General features: G+C 52.9%; 17 protein-coding genes and 1 pseudogene. 11 read left to right on the forward strand and 7 right to left on the reverse strand.

Annotation, left to right across the window (positions count from 1 at the left end; translation table 11 throughout):
• The coding region (locus ACR0NT_RS12835; RefSeq protein ID WP_480443179.1) for a recombinase family protein at positions 1-478 on the reverse strand (478 nt) is incomplete at its 3' end.
• 150 nt (positions 479-628) lie between these two features.
• Between ACR0NT_RS12835 and ACR0NT_RS12840 the strand changes: the two genes are divergently transcribed.
• Positions 629-1,009, forward strand: coding sequence for a hypothetical protein (locus tag ACR0NT_RS12840; protein WP_480443180.1), 381 nt, complete (start codon positions 629-631; stop codon positions 1,007-1,009).
• A 231-nt stretch (positions 1,010-1,240) separates the two neighbouring features.
• Here ACR0NT_RS12840 and ACR0NT_RS12845 read toward each other — a convergent pair whose 3' ends face one another.
• From ACR0NT_RS12845 to ACR0NT_RS12865, 5 genes are all read right to left on the reverse strand, one after another.
• The gene (locus tag ACR0NT_RS12845; RefSeq protein ID WP_170448323.1) at positions 1,241-2,065 is read right to left on the reverse strand and encodes a tyrosine-type recombinase/integrase; all 825 of its coding nucleotides are present in this window, start codon (positions 2,063-2,065) and stop codon (positions 1,241-1,243) included.
• A gap of 76 nt (positions 2,066-2,141) precedes the next feature.
• Positions 2,142-3,212 (reverse strand): ABC transporter ATP-binding protein, encoded by a 1,071-nt coding sequence (locus ACR0NT_RS12850; RefSeq protein ID WP_170448325.1) that lies wholly within the window; start codon positions 3,210-3,212, stop codon positions 2,142-2,144.
• Positions 3,209-5,425 carry an ABC transporter permease gene (locus tag ACR0NT_RS12855; protein WP_170448327.1) on the reverse strand — a complete coding sequence of 739 codons (2,217 nt, stop codon included), beginning with the start codon at positions 5,423-5,425 and terminating at the stop codon, positions 3,209-3,211. The genes ACR0NT_RS12850 and ACR0NT_RS12855 overlap by 4 nt, the downstream gene beginning before the upstream one ends.
• Positions 5,426-6,451 (reverse strand): ABC transporter substrate-binding protein, encoded by a 1,026-nt coding sequence (locus ACR0NT_RS12860; RefSeq protein WP_170448329.1) that lies wholly within the window; start codon positions 6,449-6,451, stop codon positions 5,426-5,428. It abuts the gene before it with no gap.
• A 58-nt stretch (positions 6,452-6,509) separates the two neighbouring features.
• A complete protein-coding gene (locus tag ACR0NT_RS12865; RefSeq protein WP_170674262.1) occupies positions 6,510-6,974 on the reverse strand; it encodes an NUDIX domain-containing protein in 465 nt (154 codons plus the stop codon).
• Between the two features lie 244 nt (positions 6,975-7,218).
• On the opposite strand from ACR0NT_RS12865, the gene ACR0NT_RS12870 reads away from it, so the two are divergent.
• From ACR0NT_RS12870 to ACR0NT_RS12895, 6 genes are read left to right on the forward strand one after another with little or no spacing between them, the layout of a single operon-like run.
• Positions 7,219-8,028: a DeoR/GlpR family DNA-binding transcription regulator gene (locus tag ACR0NT_RS12870; protein ID WP_170674260.1), complete on the forward strand. Its 810-nt coding sequence runs from the start codon at positions 7,219-7,221 to the stop codon at positions 8,026-8,028.
• Between the two features lie 58 nt (positions 8,029-8,086).
• A complete protein-coding gene (gene phnD, locus ACR0NT_RS12875; protein WP_170448335.1) occupies positions 8,087-9,061 on the forward strand; it encodes a phosphate/phosphite/phosphonate ABC transporter substrate-binding protein in 975 nt (324 codons plus the stop codon).
• Between the two features lie 60 nt (positions 9,062-9,121).
• Positions 9,122-9,916 carry a phosphonate ABC transporter ATP-binding protein gene (phnC, locus tag ACR0NT_RS12880; protein ID WP_170448336.1) on the forward strand — a complete coding sequence of 265 codons (795 nt, stop codon included), beginning with the start codon at positions 9,122-9,124 and terminating at the stop codon, positions 9,914-9,916.
• Positions 9,913-10,728, forward strand: coding sequence for a phosphonate ABC transporter, permease protein PhnE (gene phnE, locus ACR0NT_RS12885; protein WP_170448338.1), 816 nt, complete (start codon positions 9,913-9,915; stop codon positions 10,726-10,728). The genes phnC and phnE (ACR0NT_RS12885) overlap by 4 nt, the downstream gene beginning before the upstream one ends.
• Positions 10,728-11,543, forward strand: coding sequence for a phosphonate ABC transporter, permease protein PhnE (gene phnE / locus ACR0NT_RS12890; protein WP_170448340.1), 816 nt, complete (start codon positions 10,728-10,730; stop codon positions 11,541-11,543). Before phnE (ACR0NT_RS12885) ends, phnE (ACR0NT_RS12890) begins: the two co-directional genes overlap by 1 nt.
• Positions 11,507-12,445: an HAD-IIA family hydrolase gene (locus ACR0NT_RS12895; protein ID WP_170674258.1), complete on the forward strand. Its 939-nt coding sequence runs from the start codon at positions 11,507-11,509 to the stop codon at positions 12,443-12,445. The genes phnE (ACR0NT_RS12890) and ACR0NT_RS12895 overlap by 37 nt, the downstream gene beginning before the upstream one ends.
• Positions 12,446-12,765: 320 nt before the next feature.
• On the opposite strand, the pseudogene ACR0NT_RS12900 reads toward ACR0NT_RS12895, so the two are convergent.
• A pseudogene (locus tag ACR0NT_RS12900) lies at positions 12,766-12,861 on the reverse strand (integrase); the annotation flags it as partial.
• A 559-nt stretch (positions 12,862-13,420) separates the two neighbouring features.
• On the opposite strand from ACR0NT_RS12900, the gene ACR0NT_RS12905 reads away from it, so the two are divergent.
• Genes ACR0NT_RS12905 through ACR0NT_RS12920 form a run of 4 tightly spaced genes read left to right on the forward strand, consistent with a single transcriptional unit; the run spans position 13,421 to position 16,808 of the window.
• The gene (locus ACR0NT_RS12905) at positions 13,421-14,551 is read left to right on the forward strand and encodes an FAD-dependent oxidoreductase (RefSeq protein ID WP_170448343.1); all 1,131 of its coding nucleotides are present in this window, start codon (positions 13,421-13,423) and stop codon (positions 14,549-14,551) included.
• A complete protein-coding gene (locus ACR0NT_RS12910; protein WP_170448346.1) occupies positions 14,551-15,165 on the forward strand; it encodes an AraC family transcriptional regulator in 615 nt (204 codons plus the stop codon). Before ACR0NT_RS12905 ends, ACR0NT_RS12910 begins: the two co-directional genes overlap by 1 nt.
• Position 15,166: 1 nt before the next feature.
• Positions 15,167-15,970, forward strand: coding sequence for an aldo/keto reductase (locus tag ACR0NT_RS12915; protein ID WP_480443184.1), 804 nt, complete (start codon positions 15,167-15,169; stop codon positions 15,968-15,970).
• The gene (locus tag ACR0NT_RS12920) at positions 15,918-16,808 is read left to right on the forward strand and encodes a DMT family transporter (RefSeq protein ID WP_170448348.1); all 891 of its coding nucleotides are present in this window, start codon (positions 15,918-15,920) and stop codon (positions 16,806-16,808) included. Before ACR0NT_RS12915 ends, ACR0NT_RS12920 begins: the two co-directional genes overlap by 53 nt.
• Positions 16,809-16,923: the final 115 nt, after the last annotated feature.

Here is a 16,923-nt window from a genome sequence, read left to right on the forward strand (position 1 = left end):
TCAGCATCCGCCGCAACCCGAACCCGGCTGCGCCGCCTTGTCGATAGCCCAACTCGATCAGGCGCTGCTGCCCCGCAAAGACCTTTTGCGAAAGCTCGCGACTATATTCGCCTGCCATTGCCCGCTTTAAACCTTTGACGACGGTGGACATTGGGCTGCCATCATTCTCGAACTGTTCCGCGCAGTATTCGACCGAAATGCCCGCCCGTTTGCAGATATACTCGTAGTAGGCGCTTTCATCCGCGTCCTGAAAGCGCCCCCAACGGCTGACATCGTAAACGAGAACAGTTCCGAATGCGGCCTGGCCAGTTTCGATGTCGTCGATCAATTGCGATAGGCCTGCGCGGCCTTGAATTCTCAATCCGCTTTTACCTGCATCAGAATAGGTTCGGATAATTCTGTAGCCGCGTTCATTGGCATAGCGCTGGATGGCGTCGGCCTGGTTTTCGGTCGAGTAGCGCTGATGCTCTGTCGACATGCGAACGTACTGTGCGGCGTTCCAGCGGTTTTCCCTGTCTGTCTTGTTCTTCGGCCAACTCAATGCTGCGGCTCCCACCACTCAAATTTGCAAACCTGTACGGGAACTCTGCGATTCCTTTCTCAATCCTAAAGGGAGAGGTCCGGAAACATGTTTCACAAAAAGGGCAACACGTTTCATCGAAAGTGCGACGAGCGCGTTTCGGCGTCAGAATACAGAGAGGCGATCAGCGACGCTCTTTCTCAAGAACTGGGTGGGGCAGGGCGAGCTACAAAATCAACGATGCGGTGGACTGGAGCAAGTGAACGAACGGCTAAGAACTGGATATCTGGCTCCTACGGACCAACAGGCGAAAACCTGATCGCATTGATGAAGCATTCAGACACAGTTTTTGCGGTTGTACTCGAATTGGCGGGACGGAGCGAAGCGATATCGGTAGCCCGGCTAAAGCTTGTCAGAGAAGAACTGGCCGGAATTTTGAGTGATTTAGATACGATTTGCGCCGATGGGGGCGATCAAAAACCAGATTAGCCGCTTTCGATTGCTCCAACGCGATGGAAAGCCTTTGAGTCGCAAATGGCAAAACCCGTGCGTCCATGAAAATCTGAATGACTCAAAATCAGTGACTTAGCTGTCGATTAATGGCAAAACTATGTGTCGCCTGACAATCCAACAAAATCAGTAACTTATGTGGTGCTTTGGGTGCCATTGGTTGTATAGTAACTCCATACTGTTCCCGATAGTGTGCCATGTCTTTTTTGATCAGGCGACTTTACGTGCGTTGAGCATTTGCCGTGCTTTATCAGCCACTTCCTTCTTGGCGAACTTGGCGTACTTCTGAGTCTGGACAATGGTTGCATGACCCAGAAGGTGAGAGACTTCTTCCAGCCTCATACCGTTGTTCAGCATCCGCGTAGCATAAGTGTCCCGGCAGGAGTGGATCGTTGCCTTGCCTTGGGTAGCCAAAACACGGGGGCTTGAAGGACAGCATTCGGTCATGGCTCGCCTTAGGTTCTTGATGGCCCTGTCCATACTGACGAAAGGCTGGGGTTGGTTTTGCAGCAAGGACAACACCTCAAACAGGCGGTCAGAAATGGGAACAAAGACCTCCTTTTTGGTTTTGAAGTTGTAGTTGTCGATATAGCGCTCACGCATGTCGATGGCCCCCCAATCGACCAGTGTCGCCTCTCGAAGGCGAACCCCTGTGTCAATCAGGTAAATGAATAGGTCGTGGGCCTTCGACCATGCTGAGGCGTCGGGGTATTCGGCCTGTTTGGCAATGCAGTATTCAATGACCGTTCGTTCTTCTGCTTCTGACAGGGAGCGACATTTGACGAAGCCTTCGAGATTGGACAGAACGGGGTGTCGGGCCAAGATCGACGAAACCACGTCCTTCAGCTTGTACCGATCCCTAGGGTGGTAGCCATGTTCGGCAATGAAGTCGTCGTTGAAAGACCTCGGCCAACGGGATGGGGGCTTGCCTCGCCCGATAGAGGCGACAACGATCCGTTTTGTGACCTCTCTGGGTATCCCGCCGATCTGGTAAGGATTGCGCTGGAAAACGGTTAGTCTTGCGGCCCATTTCATTCAAGCCCCACTCAGTTATCGGGACGGCCGGATCGATAGAGACTCGGGGGTGCGTGATGACAATAAGTTTCGGCATTTAGTCCGGCAAAAGAACGGGCCCTTTGTCAGCGAAGCCCATTTTGATTTCGGCGCCGGGATCAAGCGGCGCATCGACGTCATCGTGTACGGCAAAAACCTGTCCAAATGCACCGATCAGCGTATATTCCATCCGAACACCAACATAGGTCGCCTTCGCCACCTTGGCCGGTATGCCTTGGTCTGAGCCGATCACCAGACGTGAGGGTCTCACTGCAATGGTTGCGGATCCTTCGGACAAACCGCGATGTGGCAGCGTATAGCGGTAGCCTTCTATTTCTATGGTTGCCGCATCGCCATTGATATCGACGATTTGGCAATCCAAAAGGTTCGCCTCACCTATGAAATCGGCAACAAATTGGTCGTTCGGGGCATCGTAAAGCTGGCGTGGTGTGCCCATTTGGGCGATCGCTGCGTTACGCATGACGACAATCTCATCTGAGACCGCCAGAGCCTCCTCCTGATCGTGGGTGACGTAGACAACTGTCAAACCAAGATCTTTCTGGATTGCCCGAATATCCTCTCGCACCTGACGGCGAAGCTTGGCATCGAGATTGGACAGCGGCTCGTCAAACAGCAGAACCTGCGGCTCAAGAACCAGCGCCCGGGCGACGGCAACACGCTGTTGCTGCCCACCTGAAAGCTCAGAGGGAAGACGGTTGTCGAACCCCTGAAGACCAACCAGTTCCAATCCATACAGGGCGCGGCTGCGGGCCTCGTCCTTTGCAAAGCCCGAGAATGTGAGGCCATACATCACGTTTTCCAGAACGCTCATGTGAGGGAAAAGCGCGTATGACTGGAACACCATGGATACGTCACGGTCGGTGGCAGGCAATTTGGTCACGTCCCGATCACCAATTAGAATCTTGCCCGAGCTTGCCATTTCTAGTCCGGCAATCATGCGCAGAGTCGTTGTTTTCCCACAGCCTGACGGACCAAGCAGTGTGACGAGTTTTCCTGCCTCGACATGCAGATTGATATTGTCAACGGCGACGACGTCCTTGCCGAACACTTTCGACACGCTCTCAAAGCGTACCGGGGCGGCCTTGGAACCGATTTTGGTGTCGGTCATCGCGATGTCTCCGTTCCATGTTGCGTGCGCCGGCCAATCTGAACCCGGCCGACAAGCAGTTGCAATAAGCCGACCGCCGCGAGCATCACAAAGATCAGCGTCGTCGAATAGGCGATCGCAAGGCCATAGTCGTTATTTTCGACCCGACCGATGATGTAGCTGGTCGCCATGTCATATTCTGCACTGACCAGAAAGATGACGGCCGAGATCGCCGTCATGGCGCGAACAAAGCTGTAAACAAGGGCAGCAAGGATGGCGGGGCGTAACAGCGGCAGGATCACGTTTCGAAACGTCTGCCACGAGTTTGCACCAAGGGTCAGCGAGGATTCATCAAGACTGCGGTCCAGCTGCGACATGCTTGCGATCCCCGCACGAACGCCAACCGGCATATTGCGGAAAATGAAGCTGACAACAAGGATGACGCCCGTGCCAGTGATTTCGATTGGCGGAACGTTGAAAGCCAGAATGTAGCTAACGCCGATTACGGTGCCCGGGATTGCAAATGACAGCATGGTACCGAACTCAAAGGCGTTCTTGCCTGCGAAGCTCTGCCTCGTCAAAAGGTAGGCTGTTACCAACCCAACCGCGGCGGTTAATGGCGCTGCAATGGCCGCGATTGTGATGGTGGTCCAGAAACTGTCCCAAGCGGCCCCGGTCCAGCGTATGCCCTCCTCTTCAAAACGGACTGAGAAAGCGGTGATGTAGTGCTTGATTGTCAGCGAGTTATCGACTCCCCAGAGCTCGACCACACTGCCGTAGATGATCATCGCGTAAACAACAATTGTGAACAGCGCCCAGCCCAAAGCGATGAGCAGCACGGGAACCGAAAGACCAGTCGGCATTAGCGGATGCACCCCGGCATCCCCTTTGCCGGTGACGGTTGTATAGCTTTTCTTCCCCAGCCAAACACGCTGTGCGTAAAAGGCGGAAAGAGTAAAGAACAGCAGCACCATGGCCAGAACCGCGGCCCTGCCTTGATCGTATTGAGCGCCAACGATGGCGAAGAATATCTCGGTCGAAAGCACGTCGAAATTCCCGCCCAATACAAGCGGATTGCCGAAATCGGCCATGCTTTCGATGAAGCCCAGAAGAAATGCGTTCGCAAGACCGGGCCGCATCAGGGGCAAGGAAACCGTCTTGAATGTCTGCCATCTGCTGGCGCGGAGCGTTTGGGCCGCTTCTTCCATCGACGGAGAGACGCCTTCAACAACACCTATCAGAACAAGAAACGCAATTGGCGTGAACGCGAGTGTCTGCGCGATCAGGATGCCTGGCATTCCGTAAAGCCAGCGTGTCGGCTGGGTGCCGAAAAGCTCGGCAACGAAGCGGGTGACAGACCCGGACAGGCCAAAAAGCAGGATGAGCGCCAAGCCGATCACGAATGGCGGGGTGATTATTGGCAGAACGGTCAGAGCCCGCAGCGCGCGTTTATGGCGAAAGCCTGAGCGCGTCACGACCAGTGCAAAGCAAAGCCCCAGGACCGTGGTGATGACGCCAACGAGGATGGCAAGGAACAGGGAATTCCATGCGGCACCGCAGCGCGCGCCCTGAAAGCACCCCAAACCCCAAAGTCGATCATCGAAAAATTTTGAGAAGAAAACTGCAATAGAATAAGCGCCGTCTTCGGTGATGAAGGCAGCGAAAAGCATCTTGGCGATGGGAAAAAAGACGAAGGCCGTGACAATTGTAATTACGCCGCCAATGGCACTGACGACGAAAACGTCGCCGTTAATGGCACCTCTTGCCGCGATCCCCTGAGTGAGCAGGAACAGAAAGCTTGAGGCGCATATCATCGCGCCGTAGCCCATTCCGAACTGACGGTCGCCAAGTTCGCCAAACATCGCCTCCAACCAATTGAAGTTGAAGCCTCTGATGCCAATGCTGAACCCCTGAGCGATCAGCCAGCCGAAGCCAAGTGCCCCTGACAGGATCAGTATTCTGGCGTACATTGGATCAGATTTAGGGCGCTTCAACACCAGAAGCGGCAGGGCGAGTGCGATCAGGAGCGGAGCGAGCCAGAGTTTTTCGCCTTGGCCGATCAGAAACGCGGCCGGGGCATAGTCCTCATCGAATGGGTAGCCGTCCACCAGCCACTCGAACGACCACAGGCCGCCGTCGATCATGTACCAGGGCAACAGGCAGTATCCGACCCACCCGGCGATGATCCAGAAGATCAGGACCGGATGGGTCGTTTTTGAGGTTTGGTCAGTCATTTACTGCGGCAGAGTCGAAACCTCTTCGTCCCATTTCTGCAATAGACGCTTCCGTTCGTCTGAGGAACCGTACTTTTTGAAGTCATAGTCGATCAGCTTGATCTGACTCATGTCAGGCGCGCTATCCGAAGTTTCCGCGCTCTTATTCGAGGGTACCTGAAACGCATTGACCTGAAGAGCAAGGTTCTGAGCTTCGGGTGACAATGCCCAGTCATAGAACTTTTTCGCTTCTTCTTCGTTGCGGGCTCCTTCAATAATCGACATCGAGCCAATTTCGTATCCTGTGCCCTCGCACGGTGCGACGACCTTAATCGGGAATCCTGAAACGGCCTGCTTCACAGCGTCATGCATGAAGACGATACCAATGGTGTTCTCACCACGACCGGCGGCCTTGATCGGCGCAGAACCAGACTTGGTATATTGGTTGATGTTCGAATGCAGACCTTTCATGAACTCAAAGCCTTCATCTTCGCCAAAGATCTGCACCATCGACGCAAGCGTGGTATATGCCGTACCTGATGAGTTCGGGTTCGCCATCTGAACGTGGCCCTTGTATTCGGGCTTCAGCAGGTCTTTCCAGCAGGCTGGTTCGGGTAGGTTATTGGCAGCAACAAGATCGGCATTGTAGCCATAGCCGAGTGCGCCTGAATAGATGCCGATCGTCTTGTTGCCCGCGCTTTCTGCCTGGGATATCGCCCAATCATGAAGCTGGTCGCGCATTGGCGAAACGTATTCCATCGTCAGGCCCTCTTCGGCAGCCTGCAAATGCGGATCACCCGTACCGCCCCACCAAACGTCTCCTTTCGGGTTCGAACTCTCGGCGCGGATTTGTGCAAAGGTTTCACCTGACGACTTCCGGGTCATGTTGACGTCGATGCCTGTCGCATCTTCAAAGCTTCGCGCCATGAGTTGGCACCAGTCTTCCTGTGCCGAACAATAGAATGTCAACTTATCGGCCTGTGCCGCCGACAATGACGCAGCCAGGGCAATCACCGATCCAACCGTAATGGATGTCAATTTACTCATTTTTTTCCTCCCTTTGAGCTTAATGCGTCCGGGTTTCCCGGTTCTTTCATGCCCTTCCTCATGCAGCCTTGCGAAGTTTCTTTATGACAATTTTGACTTCTGGATCGTCTGTTAGATTATTCAGCAAATCTGACAGGTCTCTTTCTTGAACCAACTTTGCGGCCTTTGCCGGTGAGAACCAATGACGCGTTCGTTCACCTTCTTCCTTCCAGCGCCGCTTCAACTTTTCGACGACCAGAGGATAAAGGGTGACGCGGCAGCGAACGCTGCTTCGCTCCTCGTATCGCTTATCATAGAAAAAATGACCGATGGGCCGTTTCGATATGGTGCCGACAGCGCCTGCTTCTTCTTGGGCTTCTATTTCGGCAGCATGCCATGGTTTTTTGCCGTCCACTAGCCAACCCTTCGGGATGACCCACCGGCCGGTATCCCGCGAAGTGACCATAAGAACGCGCAACTTGCCAGTCTTGTCCCAGCGCATCGGAAGCGCCGCAATCTGATCTGCCGTTTCGCTGTCGCCCATGCCGCCCCTCAATGCCACACGATCAAAAACCAAAAGGAAGCTGTCTTATTGGCAAGTCGGCCGGTTAACGCTTTGCCTTGGCTCGTATTCTGAATTTGATCAACCTGTGCATCTTCGCTTTGCGCTTCGAATTACTTGTGTTCGCTCGAATTCTCACAACCTTCTGAGGGTTATGCAACAAAAAATATTGCATTATGACCGAAAGCCCACAAAAGTAGGTTTCGAAGCCTAGTCGGGTCGTCGGATGTCCAAAACAAAAACGCGCGGCAAAATGTCTGAAAAGAACCAGAGCCGGGTAAAGAAGTCCGACCGGCGCCAACAGATATTGTTGGAGCTGAAGCTGCGCCCGCACGTTCGCATCAACGAACTGGCACAGCGTTTCAACGTCTCCAACGAGACGGTACGTAGAGATTTCGATGCTCTGTCGAATGACGGCTTGATAGCGCGTGCACACGGGGGGGCATCAGCCGCTGCGCAAGGGCACCATCCGGGATTGGATGAACGGACAAACGCTCAGGTTGAGGAACGCGAACGGATAGGTGCAATAGCGGCAGAACTGATTCAGAGCGGAGAAACGGTTATGATCGATTCCGGCTCGACCACAATCGAAATGGCGCGTGCACTGGCTTATATTGGAACCCCTTGTACGGTAATCACCAACTCCATTCCCGTCGCTATGACCCTTGGCCATGGGGCTGCACAAGTCCTGTTATGCCCAGGGGAATATTTGGCAACTGAGTCTGCAACTATAGGAACCGAGACGCTGGAGTTTCTGTCCCGTTTCAACGTCGACAGGTGCATGATTGGTTCCTCGGGGTTCTCGACGGATGGTCCTTCAGAAACAGTGCGGGGCTTTGCAGCAGTAAAGAGGATGATGCTGACGCGTGCCGAGAAACGGCACCTTCTTGTTGATTCCGGGAAATTCGGCCGGAAGGGCCTGTCTCAAGTAGGAGATCTCAACGACTTGGATTCCATAGTCACCGACAAAAAACCAACAGGAGAATTGCGTAACGCTATTGAGGGCGCCGGGGTCGACGTTCTCGTTGCCGGGTAGATATGAAATGACCGATTAACAGCGGCCAAAAAGCACCGCATATTACTGGGAGGAAAACATGAAGATCGATATCAAACTATTGCTTGGGGCATCTGCAATCGCGCTCATGTCGATAAGTGGAACGGCATCGGCGCAGGATTGTCCACGCGGTGACTTGGACGAGCGTTTTTGCGATGCCGACGGGGATCTGATCGCGGATATCCCCACAGATCCTTCCGAGCAAATCGATCCAGACACCTTGATCTTTGCTTATACACCGGTTGAAGACCCCGCCGTTTACAAAACTGCGTGGTCAGACTTTCTTGACCATTTGAAAGCAGAAACGGGCAAGGACGTTGTCTTTTTTCCAGTCCAGAACAACGCAGCCCAGATCGAGGCGATGCGTTCGGGTCGTTTGCATATTGCCGGCTTCAACACTGGTTCCAACCCACTGGCGGTAAACTGTGCCGGGTTCCGCCCGTTCACGATCATGGCCTCAAAAGACGGTAACTTCGGCTATGAGATGGAAATCATCACCTTTCCAGGCTCGGGCATCGAAAAGGTTGAGGACATCAAGGGCAAGCAACTGGCTTTTACTTCACCTACATCCAATTCCGGGTTCAAAGCGCCCTCTGCGATCCTGAAAAGCGACTTTGATCTTCTGCCCGAACGCGACTTTGAGCCTGTCTACTCGGGCAAGCACGACAACTCGATCTTGGGTGTTGCCAACAAAGACTACCTGGCGGCCTCAATTGCGAATTCGGTTAAATCGCGGATGATCTCACGCGATGTGATCAACGAAGACGATGTCATTACAATCTACAAGTCGCAGACCTTCCCGACCACTGGGTTTGGCACCGTTTACAACCTGACGCCCGAGTTGCAGGAAAAGATCCGCAATGCCTTCTTCAATTTCGATTGGGAGGGGACGACACTTGAAGCTGAGTTCTCGAAATCAAACGAAGGCCAATTCCTTGAGATGACATATCAGGAATTCTGGGACGTCATTCGTAAAATTGACGCTGCAAACGGCGTTTCTTACGCCTGCCAGTAACCTTTGGCTCATCCGGCGGGCCCGAAATGGCCCGCTGTTCACCCTAATCTGGGGCATTTCATGCTGTGTCTTCAAAAGCTCACGAAAACATACAAGACCGGAGATCAGGCCCTGAAGGCCATCGATCTTGAGGTCCCAAAAGGACAGGTTCTTGCCTTGATTGGGCCTTCGGGCGCGGGCAAATCAACCATGATCCGTTGCATCAACCGCTTGGTTGAACCTTCAAGCGGCGGTGTCCTGTTGGATGACGTGGACCTGACCAAACTCGGATCGGGTGCATTGCGGAAGGCGCGCCGCGAAATGGGCATGATCTTTCAGGAATATGCTTTGGTCGAACGCCTCACGGTGATGGAAAACGTCTTGTCCGGCAGGCTGGGCTATGTGGGGTTCTGGCGCAGTTTTCTACGGCGGTATCCGCAGGCAGATGTGGACGAGGCCTTCCGGTTACTCGATCGGGTTGGACTGTTGCACATGGCGGATAAACGGGCGGATGAACTATCGGGTGGTCAACGTCAAAGGGTAGGCATCTGCCGCGCCTTGATTCAAAATCCGAAACTGTTGCTCGTTGATGAACCGACTGCGTCGCTAGACCCCAAAACTAGCCGTCAGATCATGCGCCTAATTACAGAGCTATGTCAGGAGCGCGGGTTGGCGGCCATTATCAACATCCATGACGTGGCGCTCGCCCAAATGTTTGTTCCGCGCGTCGTCGGCCTCCGCTTTGGTGAAATAGTGTATGATGGCCTTCCAACAGGCCTTACCCCAGAGAAGCTGACCGAGATCTATGGGGAAGAAGATTGGGAAGCGACCATCGAAAAAGTAGACGAAGATGAAGATGTCGAGGCTGCAGAATGAGTCATCGCGAACTAGACGACATGCTCGGAAAAGGCTGGCGCAAACCTGCCTTTGTCAAAAACCCGTTGCTCCGCTGGTCATTGCTCCTCGGCTTTTTCGCCTACCTGATCGCCGCCTTTATGACCATCGAAGTTGATTGGGGCCGTGTCTATGAAGGGTTGGATCGAGGGTGGGCGTTTGTACTTGCGTTCACCAGCCCGGACTTCATTTCACGGTGGTCAGATATTTGGAGCGGCCTTCTGGAAAGTATCGTAATGACCGTGGCCGCGTCGGTCGTGGGCATCCTGATTTCGATCCCGATTGGGTTGGGGGCTGCCCGCAATATCGCGCCATTGCCAATCTACATGTTTTGCCGAGGCATTGTCGCGATAAGTCGGGCATTACAAGAGATTATCGTTGCCATTTTGCTTGTGGCTATCTTTGGCTTTGGCCCGCTGGCCGGATTTCTGACGCTTTCTTTCGCCACCATCGGGTTTCTCTCAAAACTTCTGGCCGAAGATATCGAAGCCATGGACAAGGTTCAGGCCGAGGCGATTAAGGCCTCTGGAGCGCGTTGGCCACAATGGATCAACTATGGAGTTCAGCCCCAGGTTATGCCGCGACTTGTGGGCCTTTCCATGTATCGGATCGACATCAATTTCAGAGAAAGCGCGATCCTCGGGCTCGTAGGGGCTGGTGGAATTGGTGCAACATTGAACACCGCATTCGACCGCTATGAATACGATACCGCGGCGGCCATTCTTATCCTCATCATCGGCATCGTCATGGCGCTTGAGTACCTTTCCGGAATTATCCGAGCGAGGGTTCAGTAATGCCGGTTCTAGGACGCGATGATATCCAGATCTGGCGCCGACGGACAACGGGTCAGAGTCTGGTTAGATGGTTCGGCTGGCTGTTGGGTGTAGCAGTCTTTGTTTACTGCTGGCAGTTGATCTCGGAATCGACGACTTGGTTTTTCGTCTGGGATGCGCCCCGCATCGCCAACGATATTTGGACCCGTGCAACGCCTCCTAAATGGGATTACATCACCCAGTTGGGTCGCCCGATTTGGGACACGCTGAACATTGCCACTCTGGGTACAATAATTGCCCTATGCATGGCGGTACCAGTTGCCTTTTTGGCCGCCCGCAACACTACGCCGTCGGCTCTGTTCGTCCGGCCGATTGCCCTTTTGGTCATTGTCTCGACCCGCTCGATCAACTCGCTGATCTGGGCGCTTCTTCTTATCGCGATTATTGGTCCCGGCGTCTTTGCCGGTGTCATAGCAATCGCCATCCGTTCCATCGGGTTTTGCGCAAAGCTTCTTTACGAAGCGATTGAGGAAATTGATCATACGCAGGTCGAAGCAATCACGGCGACAGGTGCTTCACGCTGGCAGGTCATGGCCTATGGAATCGTTCCGCAAATCCTGCCTGCTTTCGCGGGCATTGCCGTCTTCCGTTGGGATATCAACATCCGAGAATCCACGGTGCTCGGGCTGGTTGGAGCCGGAGGTATCGGGTTGCAATTGTCTGCTTCGCTCAACGTACTGGCTTGGCCGCAGGTCAGCCTGATCCTGATTGTAATTCTGGTCGCGGTTATGATCAGCGAATGGGTTTCGGCGAAAGTACGAGGAGCCATCATTTGACCGGGTTCGCTGCGCAAGAGGCATTTAACGCCTACGAGGCTGTGCGACATCGCCTTCCGCAAACCACATCTACTGAAGTGAGCTATCGACGAGCGGACACTCTGGAGGACATAGCGCATGAGTTTGATGTGTTCCTCCTCGATGCCTTCGGGGTTCTCAATATTGGTGATACGGCAATCCCGGATACACCAGATCGGGTCAGGTCGCTGAAAGCCGCCGGCAAACGTGTTCTGGTTGTGTCAAATGCCGCAGGGTTTCCCCACGCAACTCTTATGGAGAAGTATAGTAGACTTGGGTATGATTTCGCGCCGCAAGATGTGATCACCAGTCGGGCCACATTGTTGTCGGAACTAAACGGCCAAAGTGAGTTGCATTGGGGACTAATGGCGACCCCCAGTGCCGGACTTCGCGATCTGGAGGAGCTAAAACTATCCTATCTGGAGGATGACCCGAAGCCCTATGAAGCCGCCGACGGTTTTTTGATGATCGGGTCAGCGGTTTGGACTGACACTCGGCAAGCCATGTTGGAAGCTGCTTTACTAGAGCGTCCCCGCCCAGTATTGGTCGGCAACCCAGATATTGTCGCTCCGCGCGAGTACGGTTTTTCCAAGGAACCCGGTCTTTACGCGCATCGGCTAGCAGACCGGACAGGCGTCGCCCCTCAGTTCTTTGGAAAGCCTTTCGCCAATATCTATGATCTTGCATTCCATCGTCTCGGGCGCATCGACAAGTCCCGGGTTCTGATGGTTGGCGACAGCCTGCACACCGACATTTTGGGTGCACGAAATGCAGGCATAGCTTCCGCACTTATTTCTGGATTTGGTTTCTTCGCAGGGCATGATTTTGAAGCAGCGATCATGAAGGCAGGGATAATCCCGAACTTTGTCGTAAGCCGGCCTTGATTCTAGGGCGTTCCTCTTAGGCACGCCTTTCGGTTGACTCGAATGTCGGGTGAATCTGCGGGGCAAACATGCCGACCGTATGCTTGCAGCACCGCGTGTGAAAGGCAGCTTTGGGGAACCCCACCGCAACAACTTAACTCTAAAGGCACGTTCGGATTGGGCAGCGAGGCGTACTTTGCAAAGCCCGCTTTACTGCGCATTGCTGTCATAGGAGCTTCGCGCAGCATCAGTCAATTTGGGCTCGAACCGAACCGCTGCTGCGGTGCGACCGTAGGTCTGGTCTGGATTGGCGAACGGCAAGTGCCGCCCGCCAAAATGGTTTAAATGTCGATTTGCTCGGCGATGCTCAGCGCATCTTCAAGCTCGACACCAAGATATCTGGCAGTGCTGTCGACCTTTGTATGCCCGAGCAGCAGTTACGCATACCTCGCGACTATCGTCATCTGAGATGTTGGCGGAAAGCGTATCCAAAAACTGACCGAGACGTGAGACCCTCGCAAGCCACGACGGTCGCTCCCCGGCACCCGAGTTATGTGAGATCACTGTAACATCTGACAGCTTAAATCTTGAGGCGATCACCAGATGGCTATTGATATCCCCATAGATTGCATCTCGCGCAGTCGCGACAAAAGGAAACCTTTGCCGTGCAAAATCTCAGAGCTTTATGCACATGAATCCCGCTTGATTGAGCGCCCAATCCCAAAGAGATTGAGCGAGTGGGCTTAGCGCATGGTGAAGGTTATCATCTGGTCTCGATACGCGCGGTGTTTGCCTTTATCAGCGCGTCACCTATCCGCTGATCGTCGAATGGGACTCATTTGACATCTGACATCCATGGAACAACTCTACTCTGAGGGCTATTTCATGGATCGAGAGCCGACAGGCAAACATTCGCTCATAATTTGTAAGTCCCTTGTTTGTCAAATTTCTTTTACATAGCGTTTCTCATTAATTTACAACTTAAGCGAGATTTTTATGTTTGATGTTATTGTCATCGGTGGCGGTGTTGCAGGTTTAATGTCCGCCTATAAGTTCACACAAATCGGACTGTCCGTAGCCGTCATTGAAAAAAGTCCCACGCTAGCCTCGGGACCGTCAACCCGAAACGAAGGATGGTTGCATCGCGGTTCGTACCATGCCGCATCGATAGCAGATCGAACAACAGCGATACAGGTGGCTCAGCGTTGTATTTACGGTCACGAGCAACTGTTAAGCTTCTGTCCTGAAGCTATCGAAGATAGAGACAAGCGGCCCTTGGCAATGCTCGCTGATGGCCACAGAACAAGTGAGGTGATGTCTCGATGGGATGAAGCTGGCGTGTATTACCGCCAACTGACGACCAAAGAGGCACAAGCGCGCTGCGAAACTGCCGATTTCTCCAGGGCAGCTACTCAGTTCGAAGTCAAAGACGTCAGTATCAATACACGACTGCTGTACAGAAAGCTTGTCGCGCAAGCCAAGTATGCGGGCTGCGAATTTTACCTCGGATGCGAGATCCAGGCCATCGACGGTACGCAGGTGGTTGTTGTCGATGGGGATGCTCAGCGTAGAACACTATCCGCACAGAAAATTCTCTACACTGCAGGCGGAGGCGCCGCCGCATTGCTTCAGAGGTTTCATGCCGTGACATTGCCGGTTCGGTACTGGAAAAGTCACCTCGTGGTAACCCGCCGCCTTGCGGATATGGGTGTATTCTATCTGGACCCGAACCAAGCTGCCATGATGCATCATGGTGAAGTCAGCGTCATTGGGTTTAACGAAGACGCATTGCTCAGCGAAACGCCAGACTATGATGTAATACCTGAACGCGCCAACAATCTCCGTTTGGGCATCGGCCGAATTTTTCCCAACTGGCGACCTAATGGCGCCATTGATGTAGCATGTGTGAAAGTAGACTTGGCCGTCGATCGCAAAGACGCCCGATCCTTGAATATTGCAATTCAGGAGCCGGTCAAAAATCACATCGTTGCACTACCAGGAAAGCTAACCGAGACACCCTACCTCACCGACATTCTTGCGTCAAAAATTCACGGGAGCATTGAAGAACCTTTAGTGGCTAAAAGGCCATGCGATGCATTTGAAACAAACGCGTTGGCGGCAGAATAATGCTGGACTTTAAAAGGCTGGATGCGGCCCGTGAACACAAGGGTTTCCTGAGTATTGACGCAACAATGGAGCTGGGAACCAACAATACGATCCTTGATCCGTTTTCTGTTTTGATATCGTCGAATGTGACTGTTGGTGACGGCAATGTTTTTTATCCGGGTGTCACAGTAAACTCAGCCGCCGATGCTCAAATCGACATCGGGAACGGCAATGAATTTCACAGCGGAACATTGCTTATCGCGACACATGGCGGAATCTCAATAGGGTCTCACAACCAATTTGGGGACGGCGGCTTCACTGCCAAGTCTAACCGACCCGGCGCTTTTGTTGTTATTGGTGACCGCGGTCGATACGCGAACAATCCATCAGTGTTTGGTGAAACCCGCCTTGAAGACGGTTCTCAGATACTTGGCAATATCGTCGTTGACTCCTGCATTCTGGAGTCAGGAGCGTCGTTCGAAGAGATCGAGCCGGATAAGAGAGGCGCCGTGCTCAAGGGCTGGGGGGTCGCGCGCATGATCAGGGTCGCAAGAGGGCATGTCATCAACGGTGAAGGCAATTTCGACGAGGAATTCACACTGCCGCAATCCCATTTCCACCCGAAAGTAAAATAGCATGAGTAGGTTCAATCTCGGACTCGGACTGCTTTCAGTTGGCAGGCCCTGGGGAGTGAGTCAAAGTACCCCTCCATCAAAAAACGACGCTATCGATCTGATAACTGAGGCCAGGGCAATCGGTGTGAACTTCTTCGACACAGCGCCAGCCTATGGCGCCAGCGAGGAGATCTTGGGAGAGGCGATAAACTCTGTTCCTAACGATTTTTCCAACGCCACGGTGGCCACCAAAGTCGGCGAACACTGGATTCCCGAAACGCGATCGACATACGTTGACCACAGCTACGATTGTATGCGCCAAAGCATTGATCGCAGCTTAGATTTGTTGGGTCGTATCGACATCCTGCAAATCCACAAAGCAACGTCCGATGTACTCGCGCGAAAAGAGATCGAAAAAGTTGTTTCCTATGCTCGTGGTCTTGGCATCAAAGAGTTTGGCGCATCTGTTTCGGATCAAGACGCCGCGATGCGGGCAGCGGAAAGCGGACTATTCAACTGGTTACAGTTTCCACTTAACATCAGAAACCAGAAATTGAAGTTAGTCCCCAGCCTGCTCAGGCGAGCTGGTATCAAGGCTATAATCAACCGCCCATTTGCTATGGGAGAAATTGCTGAAGACGGTGCTCTTGGTCGGGCCAAGGCTTTTGAATTCCTGTTCACAGCTGATCTACCACCTGGGTCCGTGATATTGAGCGGGACATCTTCTGTCTCACACCTGATTGAAAACAAATCCAGTTTTGAGAGTGCATTGAATGAGTTGGATAGCCTTCGGTATTCTGGCGGGCATAGTTCTAGGATTCTATGACTACTGGACAAAGAAGGCCATGGAAGGGAACGGTGTCTTTGCCGTTGTCTTCTGGTCATCGATGTTTGGTGCTGCAGCCTGGTTACCATTTTTTACCCCCTTAACTGCATCCAGCTCCTTTCATGTCGATATTGCACAAACAAACTTCGCCGATCAGATTCTGATATTGGTGAAAGGCTTGGCGATGACAGCATCTTGGCTATTTGCTTACTTTTCTGTTCGCGAGTTACCAATGTCGTTTTCCGGGGCCGTCAGGGCATCCGGTCCGATTTGGACTCTACTGGGAGGAATGGTGGTCTTTGGCGAATTTCTCTCGCCAATCCAACTCACAGCTGTTTTTGTCTCTGTGCTCGCTTACTATATTTTGTCACGTATCGGAAAGTCGGAAGGTATTTCTGCACTCAGAAGCCTTCCGCTCGCGATGATGCTAATTGCTACCATTCTTTCGGCAATGACGACTGTCTATGATAAGTACATCGTTCAAATGATCGGGTTGGCTTCAGGTGAAATTCAAGCGTGGTCGGCGATACATCGGTTTTTGATGGCAGGCGTAGTATTCGGCTTCGTAGCCTGGAAACAAGAAGCCGTTCCCAGCCTCCAATGGTCAATATGGATTCCCCTTACGGGGCTGTCGTGGGTTATTGCCGAATGGATTTACTTTCTTGCCATAGCAGACCCTGCAGCGAATGTGACTTACTTATCCATTTTTCGACGCACCAGCCTTGTCGTAGGATTCTTGCTGTCGGTTACTCTGATCGGAGAACGTAACGTCGGAAAAAAATCCATCGTAATTGCCCTGATTCTGGTCTCGACGATTACACTGATTCTAGAAAATTGATCATAACCGTTTAAGCCAATTTTACAGATCGAGTTGCGAGGACGGGCACAATCCCTATGGGATTGGGCGGCAGTGTTGTTGGGAATTGCGTGGCATTTCCCTGGGAATACGCATG

The organism is Ruegeria sp. AB10 (genome assembly GCF_056542745.1).

Bases quoted from the DNA above. Each gene is read 5' to 3' on its own strand.
- ACR0NT_RS12895 (WP_170674258.1), top strand. From the start codon at position 11,507: ATGGGTTTCGGCGAAAGTACGAGGAGCCATCATTTGACCGGGTTCGCT.
- phnE (WP_170448340.1), top strand. From the start codon at position 10,728: ATGCCGGTTCTAGGACGCGATGATATCCAGATCTGGCGCCGACGGACA.
- ACR0NT_RS12840 (WP_480443180.1), top strand. From the start codon at position 629: ATGTTTCACAAAAAGGGCAACACGTTTCATCGAAAGTGCGACGAGCGC.
- ACR0NT_RS12915 (WP_480443184.1), top strand. From the start codon at position 15,167: ATGAGTAGGTTCAATCTCGGACTCGGACTGCTTTCAGTTGGCAGGCCC.
- ACR0NT_RS12865 (WP_170674262.1), bottom strand. From the start codon at position 6,974: ATGGGCGACAGCGAAACGGCAGATCAGATTGCGGCGCTTCCGATGCGC.
- ACR0NT_RS12850 (WP_170448325.1), bottom strand. From the start codon at position 3,212: ATGACCGACACCAAAATCGGTTCCAAGGCCGCCCCGGTACGCTTTGAG.
- ACR0NT_RS12845 (WP_170448323.1), bottom strand. From the start codon at position 2,065: ATGAAATGGGCCGCAAGACTAACCGTTTTCCAGCGCAATCCTTACCAG.
- phnD (WP_170448335.1), top strand. From the start codon at position 8,087: ATGAAGATCGATATCAAACTATTGCTTGGGGCATCTGCAATCGCGCTC.
- ACR0NT_RS12905 (WP_170448343.1), top strand. From the start codon at position 13,421: ATGTTTGATGTTATTGTCATCGGTGGCGGTGTTGCAGGTTTAATGTCC.
- phnE (WP_170448338.1), top strand. From the start codon at position 9,913: ATGAGTCATCGCGAACTAGACGACATGCTCGGAAAAGGCTGGCGCAAA.
- ACR0NT_RS12920 (WP_170448348.1), top strand. From the start codon at position 15,918: ATGAGTTGGATAGCCTTCGGTATTCTGGCGGGCATAGTTCTAGGATTC.
- ACR0NT_RS12855 (WP_170448327.1), bottom strand. From the start codon at position 5,425: ATGACTGACCAAACCTCAAAAACGACCCATCCGGTCCTGATCTTCTGG.
- ACR0NT_RS12870 (WP_170674260.1), top strand. From the start codon at position 7,219: ATGTCCAAAACAAAAACGCGCGGCAAAATGTCTGAAAAGAACCAGAGC.
- ACR0NT_RS12860 (WP_170448329.1), bottom strand. From the start codon at position 6,451: ATGAGTAAATTGACATCCATTACGGTTGGATCGGTGATTGCCCTGGCT.
- ACR0NT_RS12910 (WP_170448346.1), top strand. From the start codon at position 14,551: ATGCTGGACTTTAAAAGGCTGGATGCGGCCCGTGAACACAAGGGTTTC.
- phnC (WP_170448336.1), top strand. From the start codon at position 9,122: ATGCTGTGTCTTCAAAAGCTCACGAAAACATACAAGACCGGAGATCAG.